The 25,524-nt window shown below is 36.6% G+C and carries 22 protein-coding genes; 4 read left to right on the forward strand and 18 right to left on the reverse strand.

All coding sequences use genetic code 11. The features are described 5' to 3' along the window. Positions 1-63: 63 nt before the first annotated feature. The 7 genes from F6K40_RS25170 to F6K40_RS25200 form a co-directional block, all read right to left on the reverse strand. On the reverse strand, positions 64-618 hold the full coding sequence (locus F6K40_RS25170; protein ID WP_293139839.1) for a Uma2 family endonuclease: 555 nt from the start codon (positions 616-618) through the stop codon (positions 64-66). A gap of 116 nt (positions 619-734) precedes the next feature. Further along, the gene (locus tag F6K40_RS25175) at positions 735-920 is read right to left on the reverse strand and encodes a hypothetical protein (RefSeq protein ID WP_293139840.1); all 186 of its coding nucleotides are present in this window, start codon (positions 918-920) and stop codon (positions 735-737) included. 104 nt (positions 921-1,024) lie between these two features. Beyond that, positions 1,025-1,666 (reverse strand): Uma2 family endonuclease, encoded by a 642-nt coding sequence (locus tag F6K40_RS25180; RefSeq protein ID WP_293139841.1) that lies wholly within the window; start codon positions 1,664-1,666, stop codon positions 1,025-1,027. Between the two features lie 69 nt (positions 1,667-1,735). Beyond that, positions 1,736-2,029 carry a Uma2 family endonuclease gene (locus tag F6K40_RS25185; protein WP_365672739.1) on the reverse strand — a complete coding sequence of 98 codons (294 nt, stop codon included), beginning with the start codon at positions 2,027-2,029 and terminating at the stop codon, positions 1,736-1,738. A gap of 198 nt (positions 2,030-2,227) precedes the next feature. Next, a complete protein-coding gene (locus F6K40_RS25190; protein ID WP_293139842.1) occupies positions 2,228-2,641 on the reverse strand; it encodes a PDDEXK family nuclease in 414 nt (137 codons plus the stop codon). Between the two features lie 452 nt (positions 2,642-3,093). Further along, on the reverse strand, positions 3,094-3,732 hold the full coding sequence (locus tag F6K40_RS25195; protein WP_293139843.1) for a Uma2 family endonuclease: 639 nt from the start codon (positions 3,730-3,732) through the stop codon (positions 3,094-3,096). A 165-nt stretch (positions 3,733-3,897) separates the two neighbouring features. Next, positions 3,898-4,539 (reverse strand): Uma2 family endonuclease, encoded by a 642-nt coding sequence (locus tag F6K40_RS25200; protein WP_293139844.1) that lies wholly within the window; start codon positions 4,537-4,539, stop codon positions 3,898-3,900. 116 nt (positions 4,540-4,655) lie between these two features. Here F6K40_RS25200 and F6K40_RS25205 point away from each other — a divergent pair, with 116 nt between their 5' ends. Further along, positions 4,656-5,003, forward strand: a complete 348-nt coding sequence (locus F6K40_RS25205) for a DUF1902 domain-containing protein (protein WP_293139859.1) — start codon at positions 4,656-4,658, stop codon at positions 5,001-5,003. 1 nt (position 5,004) lies between these two features. Continuing rightward, on the forward strand, positions 5,005-5,202 hold the full coding sequence (locus F6K40_RS25210) for a type II toxin-antitoxin system HicA family toxin (protein ID WP_293139845.1): 198 nt from the start codon (positions 5,005-5,007) through the stop codon (positions 5,200-5,202). Positions 5,203-5,298: 96 nt separating this feature from the next. On the opposite strand, the gene F6K40_RS25215 is transcribed toward F6K40_RS25210, so the two are convergent. The 6 genes from F6K40_RS25215 to F6K40_RS25240 all read right to left on the reverse strand — a co-directional run bounded on the left by F6K40_RS25215 (position 5,299) and on the right by F6K40_RS25240 (position 15,220). Next, the gene (locus tag F6K40_RS25215; RefSeq protein WP_293139846.1) at positions 5,299-11,463 is read right to left on the reverse strand and encodes a tetratricopeptide repeat protein; all 6,165 of its coding nucleotides are present in this window, start codon (positions 11,461-11,463) and stop codon (positions 5,299-5,301) included. 311 nt (positions 11,464-11,774) lie between these two features. Further along, positions 11,775-12,659: a TVP38/TMEM64 family protein gene (locus F6K40_RS25220; protein ID WP_293139847.1), complete on the reverse strand. Its 885-nt coding sequence runs from the start codon at positions 12,657-12,659 to the stop codon at positions 11,775-11,777. Between the two features lie 247 nt (positions 12,660-12,906). Continuing rightward, positions 12,907-13,488 (reverse strand): DUF2062 domain-containing protein, encoded by a 582-nt coding sequence (locus tag F6K40_RS25225; protein WP_293139848.1) that lies wholly within the window; start codon positions 13,486-13,488, stop codon positions 12,907-12,909. A gap of 533 nt (positions 13,489-14,021) precedes the next feature. Beyond that, on the reverse strand, positions 14,022-14,375 hold the full coding sequence (locus F6K40_RS25230; RefSeq protein ID WP_293139849.1) for a XisI protein: 354 nt from the start codon (positions 14,373-14,375) through the stop codon (positions 14,022-14,024). After that, positions 14,351-14,779 carry an element excision factor XisH family protein gene (locus F6K40_RS25235; RefSeq protein WP_293139850.1) on the reverse strand — a complete coding sequence of 143 codons (429 nt, stop codon included), beginning with the start codon at positions 14,777-14,779 and terminating at the stop codon, positions 14,351-14,353. The genes F6K40_RS25230 and F6K40_RS25235 overlap by 25 nt, the downstream gene beginning before the upstream one ends. A 165-nt stretch (positions 14,780-14,944) precedes the next feature. Further along, positions 14,945-15,220, reverse strand: coding sequence for a hypothetical protein (locus F6K40_RS25240; RefSeq protein WP_293139851.1), 276 nt, complete (start codon positions 15,218-15,220; stop codon positions 14,945-14,947). Between the two features lie 119 nt (positions 15,221-15,339). Here F6K40_RS25240 and mnmE point away from each other — a divergent pair, with 119 nt between their 5' ends. After that, entirely contained in the window at positions 15,340-16,710 is a 1,371-nt protein-coding gene (gene mnmE / locus F6K40_RS25245) for a tRNA uridine-5-carboxymethylaminomethyl(34) synthesis GTPase MnmE (protein WP_293139852.1), read from the forward strand. A 290-nt stretch (positions 16,711-17,000) separates the two neighbouring features. Here the strand turns inward: mnmE and F6K40_RS25250 are convergent, their stop codons facing one another. Together F6K40_RS25250 and F6K40_RS25255 are read right to left on the reverse strand one after the other, a co-directional pair. Next, positions 17,001-17,906, reverse strand: a complete 906-nt coding sequence (locus tag F6K40_RS25250) for a PEP-CTERM sorting domain-containing protein (protein WP_293139853.1) — start codon at positions 17,904-17,906, stop codon at positions 17,001-17,003. A gap of 632 nt (positions 17,907-18,538) precedes the next feature. Then, on the reverse strand, positions 18,539-18,814 hold the full coding sequence (locus F6K40_RS25255; RefSeq protein ID WP_293139854.1) for a hypothetical protein: 276 nt from the start codon (positions 18,812-18,814) through the stop codon (positions 18,539-18,541). Between the two features lie 144 nt (positions 18,815-18,958). Between F6K40_RS25255 and F6K40_RS25260 the strand changes: the two genes are divergently transcribed. Continuing rightward, positions 18,959-19,159, forward strand: coding sequence for a hypothetical protein (locus F6K40_RS25260; RefSeq protein ID WP_293139855.1), 201 nt, complete (start codon positions 18,959-18,961; stop codon positions 19,157-19,159). Positions 19,160-19,808: 649 nt separating this feature from the next. Here F6K40_RS25260 and F6K40_RS25265 read toward each other — a convergent pair. The 3 genes from F6K40_RS25265 to F6K40_RS25275 all read right to left on the reverse strand — a co-directional run. Beyond that, positions 19,809-20,441: a 4Fe-4S single cluster domain-containing protein gene (locus F6K40_RS25265; RefSeq protein ID WP_293139856.1), complete on the reverse strand. Its 633-nt coding sequence runs from the start codon at positions 20,439-20,441 to the stop codon at positions 19,809-19,811. A gap of 40 nt (positions 20,442-20,481) precedes the next feature. Beyond that, on the reverse strand, positions 20,482-21,276 hold the full coding sequence (locus tag F6K40_RS25270) for a radical SAM protein (RefSeq protein ID WP_293139857.1): 795 nt from the start codon (positions 21,274-21,276) through the stop codon (positions 20,482-20,484). A gap of 1,623 nt (positions 21,277-22,899) precedes the next feature. Then, positions 22,900-25,524 (reverse strand): glycosyltransferase family 2 protein (locus tag F6K40_RS25275; protein WP_293139858.1); only part of this gene is annotated, 2,625 nt, incomplete at its 5' end.

Raw genomic sequence — 25,524 nt, forward strand, 5'->3', positions numbered from 1 at the left:
TCATAGAGTACAATTCCATGGCGACCTCTTCCGGTCGGCTCTGGCAACCGAAAACGCTCCTTTTTACTCGAAAACTGGCGGCCAAATTTCTGATATTGGCAGTTCCCAACCGGGTAATAATTCCGGAATAGTCAATATATCTTCATTGGTTAAAACTATTGGTTCCCCAGAAGCACGATATACGGTTACGGTCAAGTTTTTCGGGTCTACTAAAATACCTACTTGACTACCTAACTCGATAAATCTTTGCAGTTTAAGAACTAGAGGTCTAATGTTATCTGATGCTGACCTGACTTCGATAGTTAAGTCAGGAACGATTTCGGCAAAAGAGCGGGGGGAGGAAGACATCTTGGCAGCGGGAACGAAGGATACGTCAGGACCGCGTAAGTTGCCGTCTGGGAGACGAAAACCTGCACCCGATCCAGTAACATAACCTAACGCTCTTGGTATCACCCAGTTTTGCAAGAAAAATATTAATCGGGCAATAATAACTTCCGAGGTATGATCTGATAATCCCATGATAATAATTTTACCGTCAACTAATTCGGTTCGGTAGTCTAAATGTGCTTCTGTTAGTTGGGTTTGGACTTTTTCCAAGTCTTCAACTGTTAGAGACATAAGGCATCTCCTGTTAATATTTGAGACTGTTGGTGGAATTTTAACAGAAAAACTCTTGCATTTGCAACAGGGAGTCTGTTATCAGTTATTAGTAAAAAGTGATCGCTCTCTACTAGCTAGACACGGATTTGGCCACGGATACACGGATGATTTTTGGGGTTGGTTTGGCGATCGCCCCTGACCAAATTAACCAGATTTGAGGAGCGATCGCTACTAAACCACCTAGAAGCAGTGGGAGCATCTTGGTCCCATGCTAGGCATTCCTTGAGAACGCGGAAATGTTTTTCACTCCTATTAGACATCTCCAAAAAATCAAAAATCAAATCAACTATCAAGTATAAACCCTCAATTCTTTCCCCCTACTCCCTACTCATTACTCATTACTCATTACTCATTTGCCTACTCCCTATGTCTGAAACTGACTGAATAACCAAGTGTAAACTTGAGCTTGATTTTCTTGACGACTCCGTTGCAGTGCTTCTTGCAATAAAGAAATTGCTAATCCTGGCAAAACTTGAGATTCATTAATTTTTTGACTACCTCTATTAGCAATAGTAAAAGCAATAACTTCCACATTCTGGACGTCAATTATCCAATATTCAGCAACATTCATTGCTTCATACAACAAGCGTTTTTCCCCTTTATCATCAGAAAGGGAAGTATTAGCAACTTCTATTACTAGGTTTGGTGGAGGATAAATATCTAGGTTGATCGTAGAAGTACCCCAAGGAATAACATCAGCATTTTCGCCAATGTAATAGGAAACATCGGGTTGAGTTGCTTGGCATCCGGTTTTGTAGTAAGTGCAATTATCTTTACCAGTTAGAGTCATATTTTTTGCCAGCGTAAAGAGAGTAATTGCTGCGATGAAAAGTACATGATCGTTAGAATGATCGCTTCCTAATGGTGACATTTCGATTCTTACTCTTCCATTGTGGTAATAACTTTTGGCTTTTTCGTAACTTGGATCGTCAATGGTTTGGATGTATTCTTGCCAAGTGGCAGTTATCCAAGTGTCGGTGGGTATTTGAGTTTGGGTTTTGTTCATTGGTTTTGCGAGAAAAGGTATATTTTATCATTGTAGGCAAAATTAGCGATCGCTCTATCTTAGCAAAATCTACGACTGAAACTGACTGAATAACCAAGTGTAAATTTCGAGTTGATTTTCTTGACGAGTGCGTTGCAGTGCTTCCTCTAATAAAGAAATTGCTAAACCAGGCAAAACTTGAGACTGATTAATTCTTTTACTACCTCCATTGGCAATAGCAAAGGCAATAACTTCTTGCTTCTCTACGTCAATTATCCAATATTCAGCTACATTCATTGCTTCATACAACAAGCGTTTTTCCCCTTTATCATCAGAAAGAGAAGTATTAGCAACTTCTATTACTAGGTTTGGTGGAGGATAAATATTTAACTTTCCTGGCGGGAAGTCCCGCGCTCTCCATCCCCCCTAACCCCCCTTGGAAAGGGGGGAGGGGGAGCGTCGGGATGAAAGCCTGGGCCCGGATTCGGATACCTTCATAAGCTAAACGTTCATATGCCCTTGACAAGCTAGGAGCATTTTGTTATTGTAAAAGCCAAAACAGGGGGAGGACATCACCTCTGTCTAAACAGCGGTCAGGGTTTCCCAGACTGAAGAATCCCTATAAGTCCCGTAAGGGCAACGTCGGGAGTATGTCAAGTCAATAATAGATGTTTCGGGTGGAATTACATCTGCATTTTTTCCAATATAAAAGGAAGCGTCTGGTTGAGCTGCTCGAAGTCCTGTTTTGCTATAAGTAGTTTCATTTCTGCCATCTACCTTAATTTGTTTGGCCATCGCAAATAAGTTAACTATGGTAGTAATAACTATATGGTCTTTACCGTGTCTGTATCCTGGTGACATTTCGATTCTAAATTTTCCGTTGTGGTAGTAACTTTTGGCTTTTTCATAACTTGAGTCTTCAATGGTTTGGATATATTCTTGCCAGGTAGCAGTTATCCAAGTGTCTGTGGGTGCTTTGGTTTGGCTTTTGTTCATTGATTTTCTGGGAAAATTTGAGTTTTTCAGAAACAGGACTTACGCAGAACCGCTATATTTAGTAGGGGCGAATGGCATTCGCCCTCTACGGATAGCGTACTGTCTAAGAATTTGCGTAAGTCCTGAGAAATTGAAAAGTTTATAGCAATCTGTGCTTATATTGTAATATTTTATCGTAGGGGTTTGGTCTCCAAACCCAATGGAAAATTTGACAGCAGGATTTTTTAATATCGATCGCTAGTTATATCAAAATCTTTACAGCGCTTTTCAGATTAATGAACCACATCGTCAGAACCAAAACCCCGTAGGGACTAACCATGGTTAGTCCCTACTGTGGTTTACTGAAATGAAAACTGCTGTAAGCTAAGAAAGAATTGATTAGAACATAGACTGATGAATCTTAGACAGGGAAAATGTTTTTCACTCCTATTCTCCCTGTTCTCTATTCCCTGCTACTGAAACTGACTTAATAACCAAGTGTAAACTTGAGCTTGATTTATTTGACGAGTCTGTTGCAACACTTCTTCTAAGAAAGAAATAGCTAATCCTGGTAAAACTTGAGACTCATTAATTTTTTGACTACCCCCGTTGGCAATAGCAAAGGCAATTATTTCTGCATTCTGCACATCAACTATCCAATATTCAGTAACATTCATTGCTTCATACAACAAACGCTTTTCGCCTTTATCATCTGCAAGGGAAGCATTAGCAACTTCTATAACTAGACTTGGTGGGGGAGAAATATCTAGGTTAATAATAGACGTTTCCCAAGGAATTGCATCTGCATTTTCTCCAATATAATAGGAAATATCTGGTTGAGCTGCTCGAAGTCCAGTTTTGCTATAAGTGCAATTATTTATACAGGTGAGGTTAATTTTTTTGATAGCAGCAAATATATTAATTGTTGTGGTAATAACTGCATGATCTCTACCATGCTGGCTTCCTAATGGTGACATTTCGATTCTTAGTTTTCCGTTGTGGTAATAACTTTTGGCTTTTTCGTAACAAGAGTCTTCAATGGTTTGGATATATTCTTGCCAGGTGGCAGTTATCCAAGTGTCTGCGGGTAGTTGAGTTTGGATTTTTTTCATGGGTTTTGTGATAAAAGGTATATTTTACTGGACTTACGCAAAATATTAAGTCATACATCATCTGTAGGGGCGAACGGCCGTTCGCCCCTACTAGATATGGTAGTTCTGCATAAGTCCTGTTTTATATTGTAGGCAAAATTAGCGATCGCTCTATCTTGGCAAACTCTACGACTGAAACTGACTTAATAACCAAGTGTAAATTTGAGCTTCGTTTGTCAAACAAATGCGTTGCAGTGCTTCTTGCAATAAAGAAGTAGCTAACCCAGGCAAAACTTGAGACTGGTTAATTCTTTTGCTACCTCCACCAGCAACAGCAAAGATCATAATTTCTGCATTCTGCACATCAACTATCCAATATTCAGCAACATTCATTGCTTCATACAACAAACGTTTTTCACCCTGATCGTCAGCCAGAGAAGTATTAGCAATTTCAATAACTAGAGTGGGTGGCGGATAAATATCTAGGTCAATAATAGAAGTTTCCCAAGGAATTACATCTGCATTTTCTCCGATATAGTAGGAAATGTCTGGTTGAGCTTCTCGAAGTCCTGTTTTGCGGTAAGTGCAATTATCTCTACAACTTAGGTTCATTTTGTTGATACCAGCAAATAGATTAATAGCTGTGAGAATAACCGCATGGTAGAGACTATGCTTATTTCCTAATGGTGACATTTCAATTCTAAATTTTCCGTTGTGGTAGTAACTTTTGGCTTTTTCGTAGCTTGAGTCTTCAATGGTTTGGATATATTCTTGCCAGGTAGCAGTTATCCAAGTGTCGGTGGGTATTTGAGCTTGGGTTTTGTTCATGGGTATTTCAGTTATCAGTACACTCCAATAATAATGAAGTTAATGAATATTGTAACATTTTTGAGCCTGGTTATTTCAGTTATCAGTTATCAGTTATTGTACGGACGTTGGCATTAATGTTTAAGCAACGTCCGTACAGCGATCGCTCCCAATTGACAATATTCCAAATATGTGCTATAAAATCTCTATACATAATATCTAATTATCAACATTTTATGGCACAGCAAATCACTTGTCAAGTGGAATCATTCTGGGATGCGGAAGCAAAGGTTTGGGTGGCAACAAGTGCTGATCTTCCTGGATTAGCAACAGAAGCAGACACTATTGAAGCACTCAGTCAAAAACTGCGGGAAATGATTCCCGAATTAATGGTTTTGAACCAGATAATTTCGTCTGATTATGTTGGAAATATTGAATTTAAACTCACCAGTTATCGACAAGAAGAAATCAAAGTAGCTTCCTAAAATGGCTTCATCACTAACTCCTAAATTAAAAAAATTTCTTACACAAGCAGGTTGCTATTTCGAGCGACAGGGTAAGGGAGACCATGAAATTTGGTATAGTCCAATTACAGAACACCGATTTGTCGTAGATAATTCTATTAAATCGCGCCATACAGCTAATGCCGTTTTAAAACAAGCAGGATTACCTAAGTTTTTCTAGAAAGCACTGTAAAAGCGATCGCTCCTTTCTCTGAGAAAAAGAGCGATCGCTTCGGTTATACTAGAAAAGTTAGCTGCTAATTTTGAGTAATTACTGTTATTGTTCCTGAATCTTTTCTAGTTGTTCCATTGCCTTTTGATATTCTTCGGTGTTTTCTTGTTGCTGATACAGAGTGGCTGCTTTCTGGAAATCTTCACGAGCTTTTTGATTGCTGCCTATTTGCAAATAAGCCAAACCCCGCTGATAGTGAAGTTCAGCTACTTGAGTTTGATTAAGCAAATCCCTGATTACAGTCACTGTAAATTCTTCAGTTCCTCTGAGAATTTTTAGGGTGACTTCAGTGCCAACTTCTCCTTTTGTATCATTATCCAGAAAGCTTGACAAAGTGTCACTATTGTCAGATAAAAGAAGTTTTCCATCAGCTTCTAAAATGATGTCACCAGTCTTTAAATCCGCCTTGAATGCAGGATAGTTCTTATAGACTTCTTTTATTTGCCAACCCAACTTTCCTCTTAATTTTGTCTTGTTTAAATTAACACCAATACCCCCCTCACTCCCTTTCCTGAGTCCTAAAGTATAATCTTTAATTGCTGCTTCATAGTCTCCTAAACCCTCATTCTCGGTTCCTTTTTGCTTTGCTCCTATTTCAAAATAAGCATTACCTCGGTTTTGATAATATGAAGCATCATCAGGTTTCAATTCTATGGCTTTATTGTAATCTGCTATAGCTGCCTCATAATCTTCTAAACCATAAAGTTTAACACCACGCCAATTATAATAATAATCTGCTGATTCGGGGTCAAGACTGATAGCTTTGTCGTAATCCTTGATTCCTTTCTGCTTTTCTCCTATTTGAAAATAAGCATTACCTCGGTTTTTATAATAGAAAGCACGATCAGGTTTCAATTCTATGGCTTTATTGTAATCTGCTATAGCTGCCTCATAATCTTCTAAACGATAAAGCTTAACACCACGCCAATTATAATAATCTGCTGATTCGGGGTCAAGACTGATAGCTTTGTCGTAATCCTTGATTCCTTTCTGCTTTTCTCCTATTTGAAAATAAGCATTACCTCGGTTTTTATAATAGAAAGCACGATCAGGTTTCAATTCTATGGCTTTATTGATATCTGCCAAAGCTGCCTCAGAATCTTCTAAAATATGAAGCCACCAACCACGCCAATTATAATATTTATGTGCTGATTCGGGATCAAGACTGATAGCTTTGTCGTAATCCTTGATTCCTTTCTGTTTTTCTCCTATTTGAAAATAAGCATCACCTCGATTAGAATAATATAAAGCACGATCAGGTTTCAATTCTATGGCTTTATTGTAATCTGCTATAGCTGCCTCAGAATCTTCTAAACGATAAAGCCACTCACCACGGGAATTATAATAATAATCTGCTGATTCGGGGTCAAGACTGATAGCTTTCTCGTAATCCTTGATTCCTTTCTGCTTTTCTCCTATTTGAAAATAAGCACTACCTCGGTTTTCATAAAATAAAGCATGATCAGGTTTCGATTCTATGACTTTATTGATATCTGCCAAAGCTGCCTCATAGTCTCCTAAATCATAAAGCTGTTTACCACGCGAATTATAATATTTATCTGCTGAGTCGGGGTCGAGACTGATAGCTTTGTCGTAATCCTTAATTCCTTTCTGTTTTTCTCCTATTTTAAAATAAGCATCACCTCGGTTTTCATAATATAAAGCACGATCAGGTTTCAATTCTATGGCTTTATTGTAATCTGCTATAGCCGCCTCATAGTCTCTTTGACTATAAAGTTTATTACCACGCCAATTATAGTATTTATGGGCTGATTCGGAGTCAAGACTGATAGCTTTGTCGTAATTCTTAATTCCTTTTTGCTTTGCTCCGATTTCAAAATAAGCATTACCTCGGTTTTTATAATATAAAGCACGATCAGGTTTCAATTCTATGGCTTTATTGTAATCTGCTATAGCCGCCTCATAGTCTTCTAAACGATAAAGCTTAACACCACGCCAATTATAATATTTATATGCTGATTCGGGGTCAAGACTGATAGCTTTGTCGTAATCCTTGATTCCTTTCTGTTTTTCTCCGATTTCAAAATAAGCATCACCTCGGTCTTCATAATATGAAGCATCATCAGGTTTCAACTCTATAGCTTTATTGAAATCTGCTATAGCCGCCTCATAGTCTCTTTGACTATAAAGTTTATTACCGCGCCAATTATAATATTTATGTGCTGAGTCGGGGTCGAGACTGATAGCTTTGTCGTAATCCTCTATTCCTTTCTGCTTTTCTCCTACCTTCATGTAAGTAGCGCCTCGATTAGAATAATATAAAGCACGATCAGGTTTCAATTCTATGGCTTTATTGAAATCTGCCAGCGCTGCTACATAGTCTTTTTGCTTGTAAAGCCAGTCACCACGCAAATTATAATATTTATGTGCTGAGTCGGAGTCGAGACTGATAGCTTTGTCGTAATCCTCTATTCCTTTCTGCTTTGCCCCTATTTGAAAATAAGTATTACCTCGGTTTTGATAATATAAAGCACCATCAGGTTTCAATTCTATAGCTTTATTGTAATCTGCTATAGCTACCTCATAGTCTCTTTGACTATAAAGTTTATTACCACGCCAATTATAGTATTTATGGGCTGATTTGGAGTCAAGACTGATAGCTTTGTCGTAATCCTTAATTCCTTTTTGCTTTTCTCCTATTTCAAAATAAGCATTACCTCGGTTTTTATAATATACAGCATGACCAGATTTCAATTCTATAGCTTTATTGTAATCTGCTATAGCTACCTCATAGTCTCTTTGACTATAAAGTTTATTACCACGCCAATTATAGTATTTATGGGCTGATTTGGAGTCAAGACTGATAGCTTTGTCGTAATCCTTAATTCCTTTTTGCTTTTCTCCTATTTCAAAATAAGCATTACCTCGGTTTTTATAATATACAGCATGACCAGATTTCAATTCTATGGCTTTATTGTAATCTGCTATAGCCGCCTCATAGTCTCTTTGACTATAAAGTTTATTACCACGCCAATTATAGTATTTATGGGCTGATTCGGAGTCAAGACTGATAGCTTTCTCGTAATCCTCAATTCCTTTCTGCTTTTCTCCTATTTCAAAATAAGCATTACCTCGGTTTTTATAATATGAAGCATCATCAGGTTTCAATTCTATAGCTTTGCTGTAATCTGCCACCGCTGCTACATAGTCTTCTTCCTCGTAAAGCCAGTCACCACGCCAATTATAATATTTATATGCTGATTCAGGGTCGAGACTGATAGCTTTGTCGTAATCCTCTATTCCTTTCTGCTTTTCTCCTATTTCAAAATAAGCATCCCCTCGGTCTTCATAATATGAAGCATCATCAGGTTTCAATTCTATAGCTTTATTGTAATCTGCCACCGCTGCTACATAGTCTTCTTGCTCGTAAAACAAGTCACCACGGGAATTATAATATTTATGTGCTGAGTCGGGGTCAAGACTGATAGCTTTGTCGTAATCCTTGATTCCTTTCTGCTTTTCTCCTATTTCAAAATAAGCATCCCCTCGATTTTTATAATATACAGCATCATCAGGTTCCAATTCTATAGTTTTGTCTAAATCTGCCATTCCTTTCTGCTTTTCTCCTACCCCCAAGAAAAACTGACCTCGGAGAAAATAATAATCTGCTGATTCGGGGTGGAAACTGATAGCTTTGTCTAAATCTGCTATTCCTTTCTGCTTTTCTCCCGTTCCAAAGTAAAGAACACCTCGTAGCATATAATAAATAGCATTACCTGGTTCCAGTTCTAATGCCTTGTTGATACCTGGGAACAAGGGCGCGATTAGTTTTGCGAACGCTGCTGCATTATCTTTCTCTCCCTTGGTGAATTCTTTCACATCTTCGGCAGTTGTGATTACAGAAGCAACAGCACGTAGGATATAACCAACAGAATTTTCTGGTTTAATCTTAACTGCCGTACTTGCTGCTTCCCGAGCTTCTGGGAACAATCCTAGTCCTAGCAGAATTATAGACTTTTGTTGATAAAGAATAAAATCATCTGGCATATATTCGATCGCCTTTTCTATTGCTGCCAGAGATTCTTTGTATTGCTCTAAGTTCAAATGGGCAGCAGACTTTTCATCCCAAGCTTGAGATAATGCCCAATACTGATATGGAGATTCTGGAAGGTTACTCCCATACTTTATTGCCTTTGTCAGAGATTTTATGGCCTCTGGATAATTTTCCTGACTACCTAAGGTCAAACCATGGAAATACCAAGCTAGATAGAAATCTGGTTTAATTGAAATCGCCTTTTCAAAAGCTTGCAGCGATTTTTCATATTGACGTAATCGCCACAATTTATTACCATAATTAAGCCATTCAACTGCAGTGGCATTACTTTCTGGTTGTTGTAAATTTATTAAGGAACTAATAACTAAATCTTGGTCTACAGGATCTAATTGCTGTGGTAAAGAATTCTCTTCGTTAAAATTCAGCTTAATTTTTTCTTGCTCTAGTTTTGCGAGAAAATTATCAATGGGGATTCCTAAACTATAATCAACATTTAATACAGGTTCCTGGGTATCATCTGGCAAAATTCGACTAATATCTCCCTCCACTGATTCTACTGTAGTATTAATTCCAATTAGGCGACCTTCTATGTCTAAAACAGGTCCGCCACTCATACCTTTTTCTGATAAGTTACCGTAAACCAATCCAAAACCGTAAGCCAAAAAACGAAAACTATGATACTCATTCATACCTAAAAGATAGCCAGCATTAAATCGGCGATCTGACTCTAGGTTTGCTGCTGTAGGTTGTTTTAATGCTGGCCATCCGGAAAGGAAAACAACTCGTTTTTTCCGTCCTCTAGGATCATTTCCTATAGTCGCCACTTGGTAGGATTTGTTGCTGGTAAACTTGAGAAGTGCTAAATCTAAACCTTGATTTCTCCAATTTTTAACTTTGTTTGCATCCACCACATATTCTTGACCATCATGGGTGACAATTTTCAGTCCCTCCCCAGTAGTAGCATTACCAGCAGTCAGCACATAATAAGTATTTCCTTGTTTAGCAATAATCACTCCTGAAGCATTTTCTAAGTTCTCCCTGGTAATTAATACAGAAATCTGTTGGGCAATACCATCAACTTTCTCTACCAATTGAGCGATCGCTTCTGGGGAAAGTTTTTTAACTGTTGCTGCTACAGCATTGTCTGAGGGAAACGAACGACTAAAACTGAGAGCTTGAAAAATACCATTAATGCCAATAACTTGACCCCGACTATTGAGCATTGGTCTCCCACTCATAACTTTTTGAATGTCCGTAGTATAGCCAACAAAGTCTGGTTGTGGATTTTGATTTTTTATAATAGTAAATAAAGATATTCCAGCTATTGCAGTCAATACTGAACCGATAATAACTTTAACTGGAAACTTACGCTGCTTTGAGGAAATACCTACCATAGCTTGCAAAACTTCAGTAGCATTTTTATAACGTTCTTTGTACTTGTAGCGCACCATTTTTTTCAGGACATTTACTAATTTCCTGCTAATCTGAAAATTTTCCCAACCAATAATTTCACCAGTATGATCTTTTTGTATTTCTTGAGGATATAAACCAGTAATTGCTTGGATAGCAAGAATCCCAATGGCATAAATATCACTACACCGCTTAGGAAAGCCATTTGCTTGTTCAAGAGCCATATATACACGAGTACCAACAGCAATAGTAGGAGCTGTTTTTCCTTGTTTATTTATACTTAAAACACTCAGTTCTTTCACTGCTCCAAAATCAATCATCACCAGCTTATTATCTGACTCGCGACGCATTAAATTTGAAGGTTTAATATCTCTATGAATAATATTATTATTATGAACATACTCTAATACTTCTAGTATTTCTTTAAGAAGCTGAATTACAGAACTTTCATCTAATCGCTTGCCAGGAATTATTTCTTTAGTCAAATCATGTCCTTTAATAAACTCTTGAACTAAATAAAATTCACCATCTTCGTCAAAATGTGCTAATAGCTGGGGAATTTGGTCTTGTTGACCTAATTCATATAGAGTTTTTGCTTCTCCATCAAATAACCGTCGTGCTATCTCTAAAGCTTCTGGATGAGGATTTTTCTTCAGTCTTTTAACAACACATTGGGGATGGCCCGGTAAAGCCATATCAACGGCCAAATAGGTTTCTCCAAATCCACCTTCCCCTAAAAAATCGGTAATTCGATAGCGACCTAGTAGTGTTCTGTTAACTAGCATATTTAGTATGAGTATTCGACATTCCTATTTTGTCATATTTTTCTAATAAAAAGGGAATAGGCAATAGAGAATTGGCAATAGTAAAGAAGGGAAAACAGCATTTATGAATTGCTTCGATCAGGCAAATTGTTAATAATTGAAGAGAACTTTTTGTTCGACGATCGCTACACCACAAAGGAATTAATTTTCATGCAATAAAATAACTTAATATCCCACCAATTATACCCATTAGATATCTTCACAAAAGAAGAAAGTAGGGACGTTGTATACAACGTCCCTACAGAGTAAGGGAAATAATCAATTCTTTCCTCCTATTCCTTATTCCCTACTCCCTCTTTTCTATTGTGTTTGCGATTCAACCATCCCGCCAGAACAGCTAAAGCGAACATCCCCAACAGGGCAAAAACCAGTAGCAACTTTCCTCCAGCAAAGACGCCTGCACCCAAAGCAACAATCGGAGGCGTAGAAGCTGCGATGCCTAAAATCAAAGCTGGCAGAAACTTACGCCATTCCATTTCAGTTAACCCGACGGCATAACAGACAAAATCGAATAATCCTGTCATTAAAAATCCAGCAACCAAAAAAGGATTATTCTCTAGATAGTTAGAGGAAAAGGAATCAACTTTATCCATGAATCGTTCGCCCACTAATCGCTGTACAATCCCACGCCCAAAGCGTTTGGCAATATAAAAATTTATTGAACAGGCAGTCAAATCAGCGATCGCAATCAGAAAAACTCCTTCCCAAAAGCCAAATAAAGTACCCGCTAACAATGAGTAAGCGGTACTGGGAATTGCTGGAATGACAATGCTTACCGAGCGGATTAATAATAAGGCAACAGGTGCCCATATTCCCCATTTATCCACATTAGCGCGGATTTGCTCAATTCCGACTTGCTTGACTAGAGCGATCGCCAAAACTATAACTATTCCCAGGCAAAATAAGCCTAAAATATCAACCCATTTTTGGCGTGGGAAAGATGTTTTTTTTTCCTGGGGAGAAGGTTGAGGCACTGAATTTATTGTTTCACTATCAGGTGGATAATAGAGTTCATCTTTAAGAACCCACCCAGTTTCTTGTTGGAGGTAAGCATGGGTGCTAAGACCAAGTTGTTTTGCGGAGGTGGCAACCGCTTTATAATCAAGTCCTAAGAGATCGCAAAGTTGACGCTGACGGATTCCTGTTTTGTTTTCCATAGATGTTATTACCTGTTAATTACTTTTAGAGCTGATTTATACAGCAAAGATTAAGACGCCTAGAGTGCTTAATCTTCGGTGGGTTAAGGCGGAAAGTAGTGCGGGCATCTTGTCCGCGACGAGTGTAGTTTCGATTCACGCATTATTGTCGCTTAACCAAGCCTACGCCTGGATTTAATATTCCTTTTATAATAGACATCTCCATCTCCAATAATAAAAAATCAAATCAATTATTTCCCCCTATTCCCTATTCCCTATTCCCTATTCCCTCTTTAAAAAAATTGAAATTATTTTCTAAGTTTTTTTGTCGGCGATCGCTACGCCACAATCTAATTAATTTTAATCCAATGAAATAACTTAATATCCCACTAATTAAACCCATTACTAAACAACCTAAAAAGAGAGAAAGTACAAATTGAGTCCCATGTTGCACTAACTGTTGAAATGAAAGTATACTTTCAGAGACAAACTCTTCTTGAGAGTTGAGTAACAATCGCCCTATTTGAAAATTAATTGCATAAATTGGTACATAAGTCAAAGGATTACTTACCCAAGTACCAGCAGCAGCAGCAATTTTATGACCTCGGAATAGGGTTGCTAGTGCTATACCGACTATGGTTTGCAGACCAAAAATAGGAAATAATCCAGCAAAGACTCCTACTGCTAAACCTCTAGCTATATATTCAGGAGTCCCCCGCATTCGGATAAAGCGCCAGTATAAATATCGCGCATATCGACGCCAATAGGGTAGTTTATTTGTTTTTAATGGAGATTTTTTAGTAGACTTAGGTAGTAGTTGCTGAGGAATTTGTGAGATATTTTTGAACATACTTAAATAAATTTATTTTTGCTAAATATTATAGCTTGACAGGGCTCATAATTATTAGACATCTCCAGAAAAGAGGGAACAGGGAACAGGGAACAGGGAACAGGGAAGAATAATTGATAGTTTCTGGATAAGAATTGATTTTACTTTTTATTTTTGGAGATGTCTATTGATGAACCACATATTTACAACCCAAACCCAGTAGGGACGTTCCATGGAACGTCCCTACTGTAGTACCGTGCAGGAAAACCGCTGTAAGTTTTTTTTATCATTATAGCCATAACAAATTAGTGCAGGATGGCAGAAATAACTGACCAGTTACAAAATCCTAAAAGCCTTACTAAGCAATAATGCATGAATTTTGAATTTTGAATTCCGCGTAGCGGCATTAGGTAGTCTTGTATAGTAATGGTATACAGGAGAAAAAATATGTGGCACGGAAGCATCTTGCTCCCGTGGAGGTACTGATAACTGTACGGACGTTGCATAACAAAAATGCGAACGTCCCTACTAACTGATAACTGAAATCACACTCCCTAGATAACCCCATATCCAGTATGTTGACGAATCTTAGGAGGATGAAAAGCAAGTACAATTCTATCCTTTGGTACTCCAGCATCAACAAGTTCATCCGTAATACCATCTTCGATACCATCGTGATGAATCCAAATTTTATCATTAATAATTTCAGCATGAACAACAGTACCATATAAACGGAGGCCATTTTGCCATCCTTCATTGATTAGCAGAAAATGATTGCGATCGCTACTGACAATGAGATATGTTTTCACATCACCATAACGGTAAGGAAGATCGGCATAGTATTGTAAGATTTTTATGAGTGTTTCACGCCATTTTTCCGGATCTAAGAGTTGATTTGTGGTTTCCATTCAATAATTTCCTCCTTCTCAGCATCAAAAACAAACAGACGAAAACCAGGTTCTTCTAACAAAAGTTGTGCAACTTCTTGTTTAAAAAAGGTTTGAAAAACATTGCGCTCGACTGCCAAATATATTTGACGTAATGAGTCTTGTTTCTTGAGTATTCTACTATATAAAAAGAATTGCCCCCATGCTTTTTCAAGTTCATTCACAAAAGAAGCACCAATAAAAGTTTTGACTTCAACAGCTATTTTGGTAGCTCCTCGTTCCGCAGCAATCAATTTTTCGGCATCCATATCAACTAAGACGTTACGAATACCAATTTTGAGAACCAGTGGATCGTCAGTAATAGTCCAACCATCTTTGATCAAGGCAGTTTTGACAGTATCGTGATGAAAGTCCTTAGCAGCCATTAGTTAGTTTTTCTGTAGTTTGATGTTTAATTAATTATAGGTTGAGTTAGGCAACAGGGCCACTCAATAAAATGTAGCTAGGAGTTATATCATGTCCGGTTAAATAGTTACAATTAAAGTTTGTAGTAGGGCTTCAGCCCTATCCGTAGTTTGGCCTAAAGCCCGTTAACCTCTACTATATAAATAACTTTTATAACCAAATAAAGCGATCGCTACCAAAGATGGCAATCCCTTATTTTTGTTTATCACAAGACTAAAGCCATGCCAACCCAGAAACCCGGTTTCTTGGAGAAACCCGGTTTCTTGGAGAAACCCGGTTTCTTGGAGAAACCCGGTTTCTTGGAGAAACCCGGTTTCTTTGCGTAAGAAATTATGCACTACTAAGGGCGAATGCCAGAAAGCCCCTACTAAATGTGGTACTTCTGCGTAAGTCATGTTCATATTCTGATAATTTTTTTGCTATAATTGTTCTCACAGAAAAAAATCAAAATCAGTATTTCCAGTTTCCTGCTGATAACTGATAACTGATAACTGATAACTGAAAAAAGCTGATAACTGAAATGGATACTATTGTCGCGATCGCTACTGCTATTGTTCCCCAACAAGGAAGTGTGGGGATAGTCCGAATATCTGGTTCTGAATCAATGATAATTGCCAAAACTCTTTTTCATGCACCAGGGAAACAGATTTGGGAGAGTCACCGCATTCTCTATGGTTATATTCGTCATCCCCAAACTGGGCAATTAATAGATGAAGCTTTGTTATTGATTATGAAAGCGCCTCGTTCTTATACTCGTGAGGATGTGGTAGAGTTTCACTGTCATGGTGGAATTATTGCCATACAACAAGTCTTACAATTATGTATTGAGACAGGAGCGCGACTAGCTCAACCTGGAGAGTTTACTTTGCGAGCATTTTTAAATGGACGATTGGATCTGACTCAAGCTGAAAGTGTTGCCGAGCTTGTGGGTTCTCAATCTCCTGCTGCTGCTCAAGTTGCTTTGGCAGGTTTACAGGGTAAGTTAGCTACTCCAATTCGTCAGTTAAGAGCTAGTTGTCTTGATATTTTAGCAGAAATAGAAGCTCGCATTGATTTTGAGGAAGATTTACCGCCTTTGGATGAGTCTAGAATTAGTCAAGAGGTTGCAAATATTTTGGTGCATTTGTCAGAAATATTGGCAACGGCAAGTCGCGGGGAGTTGCTACGTACTGGTTTGAAGGTGGCGATTATCGGACGCCCGAATGTGGGTAAGTCGAGTCTGTTAAATGCCTGGAGTCGTAGCGATCGCGCTATTGTTACGGATCTTCCTGGTACAACGAGGGATGTGGTGGAATCTCAGTTGGTTGTGGGTGGTATTCCGGTGCAGGTTTTGGATACGGCGGGTATTCGGGAAACTGAGGATCGGGTGGAAAAAATTGGGGTGGAGCGATCGCGTCAAGCTGCTGAGTCTGCTGATCTTGTTTTGTTGACGATTGATGGAAATGCTGGTTGGACGGAGTTGGATGAGGTTATTTATCAGCAGGTAAAAAATTGTTCTTTAATTCTGATAATTAATAAAGTTGATTTGGTTGAGTCAGAGTTAATTAAGTCGATTGTTTACCCAGAAACTATTAAAAATGTTGTGACTACAGCAGCTATTAATAATCAAGGAATTGAGGAACTGGAAGCAGGGATTATTAATGCTGTAAATTTTGGTAATGTACAGGCAGAAAATTTAGATTTTGCGATTAATCAAAGGCAAGAAGCTGCTTTGAATAGAGCGAAGGTGGCTTTGGAGCAATGTTTAAATACTATTAAAAACAATTTACCTCTAGATTTTTGGACGATAGATTTAAGGGGAGCAATTTATGCTTTGGGAGAGGTTACGGGAGAGGATGTAACGGAGTCTGTTTTGGATAGAATTTTTAGTCGCTTTTGTATTGGAAAGTAAATAATACAGGACTTACGCAAAATACGAAATTATGCACCACCTGTAGGGGCGAATGGCATTCGCCCTTACTATATATAGTGGTTCTGCGTAAGTCCTGTAATATTTCCAGTGCGGACATCTTGCCCGCGCGTGTGTACCTCACAAGTATAGAAATCGGGTTTTTCCTAAATGCGCCACTATCTAAGGTATACCTCCTACAAACCTGGTTTCTTATAACGTTTCACCGAAGTTAAAAGTCATGCATTCATGCATTCAAAAGTAAAGCGATCGCTACTAAAAATCACAATCTCTTATTTTTGTTTTTTCCTAAATGAAATGACACCGAAAACACCTACTCCCAACAGAGCTAAAACAGAAACTGGTTCTGGAGTTGGTTCTGGTTCAGGCCCTAAAGTACCACCGCCAGCTTCGGAGGCAGTGACGATAGTAACGGCATAACCAGGACGAGAACCAGCATCATTGATAGATAAGTAACCAGGGATATTTTTGTCGAAACCTCTGTGAGAAGATGTACTCCAGTTACTTAAACCTGCGGTTGTTAAGCCTTCGTTTACTGGAAAGTCTGAAGTCTCTGTGGGAATAACCACATTTTCTTCCAAGAAATATGAAACATAACCTTCTAATTCATCTTTCAAAAAAGAGCGATCGTTTAACCACCACCACTGATCCAGGGGAGTAAGTTTAGGAGACCAACCATCAGGCAAAGCCACAATACCCATGCCTTCACCACTGCCTGCCCAGTTAACAGCATTGACTAAGAAACCGAGAGGACCGTCAGGACGTGGACCGAGGCCGTAAATATAGTGGCTGTCTGCATCTTGACCGGTTAAGAAAGTACGCTTGCCTCTAGCTGTGGATATGGCTTCTTTGTTATTCAAAATTCCGGTAGGTTCAAAGTTGTGTATCCTGTATTTCATACCCGTTCCAATCACTAAAACATCATAATCAGAAAAATTAGGTGCAGCATCTTGGGGACTCCATATAGTCAGATTCCAATCTAAACTGCCATCTCCTTCTGGGTCAAATGTTGGTGCTAGAGCAGCTAACTCTGAGATTTTGGCATTGTAAGTATCGGTCTGACCATACCACAGAACATTGAGGGATGCAGCATTGGCAACAGATGCAGAAAACAGACTGAAAGTAGTAGCAACAGCTAAGATTGCTTGATTGATGAGGCGGTGTTTTGGATTTTTCATAATTACTTCTAGGATCGACAAAACAGTTGAGTTTTTGAGATTTCTCAGGAAATTTCCTGATTTTTCAGCAACTCGCTAAGGTCTACTAAAGAAGTATGACTCTCAAGTTGAAGGTAGTAATACCTTAGTCAGAACATAGTTGTTAGCCATCTCAGTAGTATTTTAGCAGAGACAAGTTAACAAAGTTGTCGATTTTCTAGGGAATAATCAGCTTTTCTGGGTCTTTAGCGGAAAGTCTGGTTCTCAAAACTCCGGTCATGCTACCCAAACATATTGCAGCTCAAAATGGCCATTTGTTCCTAATTCCTAAAAATGAGAAATTTTATGAAAAATTATGATAAAATTTCACATAACATAACATAATCAACATAATTAGGATAAAAAAGACAAATGACTGGATTTATCAGAGGACTGTTTGGACAAAAGGACAATAACGAACCAACGGAAGCTTTCTTCCTAGATGCAGATAGTGCAAGTAGTCTTGGTGATGTAGACTTTATGCGGAAATCTATCAGGGTTAAGAGGAGCTATCCCAAAGCAGTAGGTAAAATTAATTTGATAGAAGGAGAGACAGAAAAGTCTGTTTCTTCTATGCAAATGAAAGAAACTGTAGGAGAAACTCCAACTCCTTCCTATTCTTCTACTTCTAGTTTCTCTACTTCTAGTTTCTCTACTTCTAGTTTCTCTACTTCTACTTCTACTTCTACTTCAACAGAACCTTCTACTTCTACTTCAACAGAACCTTCTACTTCAACAGAACTTTCTACTTCAACAGAACCTTCTACTTCAACAGAACCTTCTACTTCAACAGAACCTTCTACTTCAACAGAACCTTCTACACCCAACCCTACTCTTGTACAATCTCGTACCGTTAGTAACTCTAATGATGGAATAGATTTCAAAAGCATGGCTCGTGATATAAAGAAAAAGAGATAATTACTTTTGCTGAGATGGCAAAGTAATTATTCTCAATTACTTATAAATATTAATTGAAAAATATAGCAATCCAATTTCAGGTTTGAATTTTAACCATTGAGTACATTTATTGCACAATGGCAGAATTTCAAGACTTACTAAGGATTGCTATATTTTTATTTGCGACTAATAATTTTTGCCATTCTAACAAGACTGGCAAAGTTATTTTTATTCTTGCTTATTGGTTGGTTTTTAAAGGCAAAGATAGAAAAACTTTAGCATTTGTTTTGAGGTCAAATAAATTCAAAATTCTTGCATTATTAATTCCCTCATTATAACCTCTGCCTGTTTGCGTAGCATGAGCAGGACAGTCAGAGGCTTGAAATAAGGAAAATATTTTTGATTTTTTCACTCTGGAGAAGAACGAGGCTTGAATCCTTAATTAAACAATTATTGAAATTAAGGAATGAACCAAAATTTTTGAGCTTTGAACTTTGAATTTTGAATTCAAAAAATGGTCAAAAAAAACTTCTGGAAATTGATACTCACCCATGTTATTAGCTAGTGCTTTTTTACAAAATTATCTCTAACTAGAAATATTTTATTCTGACAAAAAAAATAGGGTCTCAAGCCTACCCTTAGCAATGGATAATGGATAATGGATAATTGACAATTGATAATTTAGAGATAGCTGTTATTAATCAATAATTCATATTTTCGTGATAGTTTTCATTATCCATTATTTATTATCAATTATCAATTATCAATTAAAAAGATTTCCTTGTATTCAATTCCCTCGCGGTTTTAACCAGAGGTAATTATCCATTATCAATTATCCATTATCAATTAATTAAACTCCCAGGAAAACCCACTAACCGCAGATTAATAGTATCTACTTCACCGAAAAATTGTTTAATCATTTGAGTAGCAAACTATTAACTGATAACTATTAACTGATAACTGATAACTGATAACTGATAACTGATTTTAATTGTCTCCTAAACCTAATTGTCCCCAATAACCAGTAAATATCCGACTGCCATCTTTCAATACATGAATTTCTAGGCGATCGCTTGCCCAATTTAATTGATTTTTTAACGCTGGATTAAATACTCTTACTCTTTGATTACTAGAAGAAACTAGAGAATTAGGAGAATGAATAGCTAAGGTTTCTACAAAAGGACCATCAATCAAAACATCTAACTGAGATAATAATTTTTCAGCCCCTTTTGGTGCATTTTTTGATTGTAATTCTCTGAGGGTAAACCCACTAAAAGACATTACATTTAAACCTCTATATTTTAATATTTTTGCTAATTCTGATAGTTCTGATGCTTGTAAAAAAGGCTCCCCTCCAGAAAATGTTACTCCTGTGTTTCGAGGATTATTTAATATTTTATTTGCTAGTTCTTCAATACTTATTAATTGGTTAATATCAAAGGACCAAGAATCAGGATTAAAACAGCCAGCACATGCCTTTTTACAACCTTGTACCCAAACTACTGCACGACAACCAGGACCGTTTACTTCTGACTCATCCACATAACCCATAATATTCAAATATCCTGGTGGAATTTCTATTGGTGTTTTTGTTAATAATTGAGCTGTTAGGTTATTCATATTTGACTCCTTTTTTTTTGATTATAAAAAAATCTGAATACTATTTCTGTTTATAACGAACGGGAATGTTTGTATTTATGTAAATCTCATTGGCAAATTCTTGTAAAACATCTTGAGTCACACACTTGAGTTTTTGTACTGCATAAGGGTGAAATTCTGTATGATTTCCCCTAGCATCTAGTTGATGTTTTAAAGGTTTAGGGCGGGTGGGAGTATTAAGTTGAATTTCATCGGGTTTGAGAGATTTTATCGACCTAATATATTGGGCTTTTGCTTGAGTATTCCATGGAGATAACATCATTGTTTGAATAGCTAATTTACCTTGATATTTTTCTCTGAATTTTTGTATTCCTTCCCAGATACCTGATAGTTGAAATGTTTCTGCTGGTCGATTAATTCCTTGTAATTGTCTTTGGTTAACTGCATCAATTTTGATTGATACTTTGTCTGCTAAAGTTAATGCTAATCTAACTTCTGGATTGGTTAAGGTTGTACAATTTGTTAATACTAAAGTTGGTTTATTTGTTAATTTTTTCGTTTCTTGTAAAATCTCTTGTAAGTTCAGAGCTAATGTTGGTTCTCCACTGCCACTAAGAGTGATAATATCTACATCCCAAGGTGCAAATTTTTCTAGTTCTAATAATATTTTTGCGGTAGAGACATAGATAGAGCGATCGCTTATTTTTTGTTCGATTTCTCCTAGCTGACAGTAAACACAATTGAATGAACAAGTGGAAATTTTTCCTATAGGATCTATGCCTAGCGATCGCCCATATCGCCAAGATTTTACAGGTCCATAAACTGGTATAAATTCATCAATTAATTTTGTCTTCATTTGATTTGATTTTTTGCCGAATAATTAAGGTTTAAAGCCTATCCTTTAAAGCAGAAACAATAAAAATTTTTCATGATTAGTCAATCCTATCGGTTTCAAGAAGAGATAATTATTAATTATTAATTGTTCATTATTAATTATTGAAGGTTCTATATTTCAGTTTATTTATATAGCAATCCTAAATTAGTCGTGACAATTTTTATAATAGTTAATTTGAGCTAAAAACATGAGTAAATTCTGACTCCTGACTCCTGACTCCTGACTCCTAACTGCCACCAAAATATTACAACCGATTAGAGGATTGCTATAGTATTTTTCAACATTCTTAAGAGCTACCAATTAATTATTTGTCGTTTGTCTCAAAAGAAACAAACTCAAAGGTAAGCTTTCAGCTATTAGCGGTCAGTTTTTAGCTGTTTCATAAATAATGAATATACACTTATACTGGTCAAGGTCAGTTTTTGGCAATACTTTTTATTCTCCTTAAATCTCTCAATACTAACTCCTGCTCTAAAGATAATTAATTAATAGCTGATAGCCAATAGCTGAATGTTTATACTCAAATATGAACTTAATTTTTCTATTAGTTTATTATACAGGTCAATATTCTTTGAAGTATTCCACTATACAAACAACCTTTTTTTTACATAAGTTAATAATATTGATTTTTCTAAATTTGATTCTATAACGGCAATCTTAAATGAGTTAATACTGGAAAGCTAAGAGTTATAAACTTATTTACCATTAAAAAGTATAGTACGAATAAAGGTAGAGTTAAGGAGAGTAGAGATAGTAGATATTTCTTGAAAACTAAAAGACAAAAGTTAATAGCTAAATGTTCAATAATTAATAATTAACAATTAATAATTACCTCTTCTTAAAAAGAAGGATTGGTTAAAAAGGAAATTTTTTTCTTCTCAAGGGGAGATTGGATATGGCTAGGAAACCCGCTCTTGCAGAGCCGCTCCGCTAACGCCATCCTATCCTAATGGACTGTTTCATCTTAAATGTTGCATTAGAAAATGGGGGGATGGGGTGATGGGGTGATGGGGGGATGGGGTGATTACAAGAAAAGCTAATGCACTATTTTAGGTGAAAAAATCCACTACTCATGTTCCGCAAACGACCGCTTGTTTCTCTTGAAATAGAAAGCTTTAAACCTTGATTTTTTGGTAACAATAAAATCTACTAATTTTGACTTATACTTCTATATATTCAGATTTAAAAATTGATGATTCTATTGATGTAGCAATCTGAGTTTTTTGAGGCAATATATTAGAAAAAAGCGACATCTTATTTTTGGTAGTAATTGATGAGTATTGAGTCACTTCTGAAAAATATAGAGAGAATTAAAAGTTACTGCTAAATTTAAGCTCCTTTAACCTTAAAAATAATTATTCATTATTTGCTGAAGTGCTGACTGCTAGGAGCTGAATGCTTACATTTTAGGTGTGAAATAGTTTCCTAAAATTACTGTAACGTCAAAGTTTTGAGGAGATAAAATCTAACTTTTGAATTTTGAATTTTGAATTTTGAATTTTCACTGGGTTTTGAGCAGAGCAAATCTCAATGCATGAATTTTGAATTTTGAATTTTGAATTTTGAATTTTAAAAATTTTAAATTCAGTGAAACGGTATAACCATATCTAACATTAATTGTTGCCAAACATCCGAATTTGTCAAAGCATAAGCATCAAAATCATAACCATATTGTTGATAAAGACTATTAAAACTATCCATCCAATATTCAATAGTTTCTGTCATAGATAAAGGAGTATATTTTCCAGCTTGTCTTAAATATTTACCCATCTCAATTAAATCCCCATTTCGATGCGCCTGCCATGCTAACCAACTCAAAGTATAATAACGAGATTTTCCCTCTAATTGACGAATAGATATTGATAAATTTGGTCTAGCAAAAAAGTTATCTAAAACAGCCATCATACTAACAGCTTGTTGACTAGATTTTCTCGTAGCATTACGATGATGTTGACGATAACAATAAGTAACTTTTGGCAACCAAACTGCCTCACAACCATTAATAGATAAACGCAAAACTAAATCAATATCTTCTCCATGATGCCAACGAGTATCAAAACCTCCGGCACTTTTTATCCAACTTTTACGAAACATCATAGAAATAGTTACAGGTTTCCAAACTACCCAGGTTTCTAAATCTAATTCTAGGGAACCATGCCATAATTCTATATCAGAAATTTTCTCTCCTTTTTCATTAATTAAACGCCACCCACTATGTACAATTCCTAGAGAGGGGCGACTATCAAAAATAGCTACTTGTTTTGCAAGTTTATCTGGTAGGAAAAAGTCATCAGCATCTAGGAAAGAAATAAATTCTCCCCGTGCCATTTCCAAACCTAAATTTCTCGCATGAGAGACTCCTTTATTTTCTTGATAAACATAACGAATTTTATCAAGATAAGGTTCTAAAACTTGACGAGTATTATCACTAGAACCATCATCAATAACTATTATTTCGTAAGACGTATAAGTTTGATTAAAAATACTAGCGATCGCTTCTAAAATATAGTGGGCATTATTATAGGTGGCAATAATTACACTTACTCTCGGCATAATTGGATTAAACATATTACTAATTAATTTTTTCCATTCTGGTAACTGACTAAAACTATAAGCATTAAATTGATTGCCTTCTTGACTATCAAGCTTAGTAAATAATTCTATCCAAGTACAAATTGCTGCTGTAGGAGAGTCAGAAGTATAACTCAAAGACTTCTCCAAATAAGTAGCCATTTCTGAGAAATTACCAGCTTTATATAAACGCCAACAATTCCAAAGTAGAGACCGATATTTTATCTGGTTTTCTATTTGACGTATTGCAGTAGGTAAATTAGGTTTATGGAAAAAATCATCTAATAATTTTTCTAATTCATGAGTAATCTTTTGTCGGTTCTCCAAACCAGATACACTACTATTCCGCTGTCGATAACATACACAAACTTTCTGTAACCAAGTAGCTTTTCCTCCAGTTAAAGCTAACCGTAAAACTATTTCTAAATCCTCAATTCCAAAATATCGTTTGTCAAAGCCACCATTAAGTTTTAACCATTCACTTTTAAACATCATTGCGCTAGGCAAAGTTGCTTGCCAAATTAACCAATTTTCTAAGTCTAATTCTTTACTATTTTCCCAGGGTTTTATATCTTTAATACTATTACCTTTCTCATCAACAAATCTCCACCCAGTTTGCACCATTGTTAAAGTTGAATCTTCTGCAAAACATCCTACTTGTTCGGCTAATTTTTCGGGTAGAAAAAAGTCATCGGCATCAAGAAAAGCAATATATTCTCCCTGAGCTATTTCTATACCAGAATTCCGAGCAATTGATGGTCCTTGATTTTCTTGATATACATATTTAATTAGACCTTTTGCAAAAGTCAAAGTTAAATTTTGATTGCTCGGTTTTTCCCTGGAATTTTGATCTGCTTGGAGTTGTCTATTTCCTGTTGGAGAATTTTGGGAGAAGTTGAAAGTTGAATCTTGCTTACTTCCTATTTGCTGAAAATTTTCATCTGCTTCGGATTGCTTATTTCCTGTTGGAGAATTTTGGGAGAAGTTGAAGCTTGAATCTTGGTTAGTTCCTCTTTCCTGGAAAATTTTATCTGCTTCGGGTTGCTTATTTCTTATTGGAGAATTTTGGAAGAAGTTGAAGTTTGAATCTTGGTTACTTCCTGTTTCCTGAAAATTTTTATCTGCTTCGGGTTGCTTATTTCCTGTTGGAGAATTTTGGGAAAAGTCTAAAGCTAAATCTCGGTTACTTCCTGTTTGGTGAAAATTTTTATCTGGTTGAGGTTGCCTCTTTCCTGTTGGAGAATTTTGGGAAAAGTCTAAAGCTAAATCTCGGTTACTTTCTGTTTCCTGAAAATTTTTATCTGGTTGAGGTTGCCTCTTTCCTGTTGGAGAATTTTGGGAAAAGTCTAAAGCTAAATCTGGGTTACTTTCTATTTCCTGAAAATTTTTATCTGCTTGAGGTTGTTTATTTTCTCTGGGGAAATTCTGGGAAAAGTCAGAAGTGGAATTTTGATTAATTCCGATTTCTGGAAAATTTTTATCTGCTTCGGGTTGCCTATTTCCCGTTGGATAATTTTGGGAGAAGTCTAAAGTTGAATCTTGGTTAGTTCCTATTTCCTGGAAATTTTTATCTGCTTGAGGTTGTTTATTTTCTCTGGGGAAATTCTGGGAAAAGTCAGAAGTGGAATTTTGATTAAT

This window comes from Okeania sp. SIO3I5 (genome assembly GCF_010672085.1).
Lineage (GTDB): Bacteria > Cyanobacteriota > Cyanobacteriia > Cyanobacteriales > Microcoleaceae > Trichodesmium.

Bases quoted from the DNA above. Each gene is read 5' to 3' on its own strand.
- F6K40_RS25175 (WP_293139840.1), bottom strand. From the start codon at position 920: ATGTCTAATAGGAGTGAAAAACATTTCCGCGTTCTCAAGGAATGCCTA.
- F6K40_RS25265 (WP_293139856.1), bottom strand. From the start codon at position 20,441: ATGAATAACCTAACAGCTCAATTATTAACAAAAACACCAATAGAAATT.
- F6K40_RS25220 (WP_293139847.1), bottom strand. From the start codon at position 12,659: ATGGAAAACAAAACAGGAATCCGTCAGCGTCAACTTTGCGATCTCTTA.
- F6K40_RS25200 (WP_293139844.1), bottom strand. From the start codon at position 4,539: ATGAACAAAACCCAAGCTCAAATACCCACCGACACTTGGATAACTGCT.
- F6K40_RS25270 (WP_293139857.1), bottom strand. From the start codon at position 21,276: ATGAAGACAAAATTAATTGATGAATTTATACCAGTTTATGGACCTGTA.
- F6K40_RS25205 (WP_293139859.1), top strand. From the start codon at position 4,656: ATGTTTAAGCAACGTCCGTACAGCGATCGCTCCCAATTGACAATATTC.
- F6K40_RS25250 (WP_293139853.1), bottom strand. From the start codon at position 17,906: ATGAAAAATCCAAAACACCGCCTCATCAATCAAGCAATCTTAGCTGTT.
- F6K40_RS25240 (WP_293139851.1), bottom strand. From the start codon at position 15,220: ATGAACATGACTTACGCAGAAGTACCACATTTAGTAGGGGCTTTCTGG.
- F6K40_RS25255 (WP_293139854.1), bottom strand. From the start codon at position 18,814: ATGCTTTTGAAATCTATTCCATCATTAGAGTTACTAACGGTACGAGAT.
- F6K40_RS25170 (WP_293139839.1), bottom strand. From the start codon at position 618: ATGTCTCTAACAGTTGAAGACTTGGAAAAAGTCCAAACCCAACTAACA.
- F6K40_RS25235 (WP_293139850.1), bottom strand. From the start codon at position 14,779: ATGGCTGCTAAGGACTTTCATCACGATACTGTCAAAACTGCCTTGATC.
- F6K40_RS25215 (WP_293139846.1), bottom strand. From the start codon at position 11,463: ATGCTAGTTAACAGAACACTACTAGGTCGCTATCGAATTACCGATTTT.
- F6K40_RS25180 (WP_293139841.1), bottom strand. From the start codon at position 1,666: ATGAACAAAACCCAAACTCAAATACCCACCGACACTTGGATAACTGCC.
- F6K40_RS25210 (WP_293139845.1), top strand. From the start codon at position 5,005: ATGGCTTCATCACTAACTCCTAAATTAAAAAAATTTCTTACACAAGCA.
- F6K40_RS25225 (WP_293139848.1), bottom strand. From the start codon at position 13,488: ATGTTCAAAAATATCTCACAAATTCCTCAGCAACTACTACCTAAGTCT.
- F6K40_RS25230 (WP_293139849.1), bottom strand. From the start codon at position 14,375: ATGGAAACCACAAATCAACTCTTAGATCCGGAAAAATGGCGTGAAACA.
- mnmE (WP_293139852.1), top strand. From the start codon at position 15,340: ATGGATACTATTGTCGCGATCGCTACTGCTATTGTTCCCCAACAAGGA.
- F6K40_RS25195 (WP_293139843.1), bottom strand. From the start codon at position 3,732: ATGAAAAAAATCCAAACTCAACTACCCGCAGACACTTGGATAACTGCC.
- F6K40_RS25190 (WP_293139842.1), bottom strand. From the start codon at position 2,641: ATGAACAAAAGCCAAACCAAAGCACCCACAGACACTTGGATAACTGCT.
- F6K40_RS25260 (WP_293139855.1), top strand. From the start codon at position 18,959: ATGGCAGAATTTCAAGACTTACTAAGGATTGCTATATTTTTATTTGCG.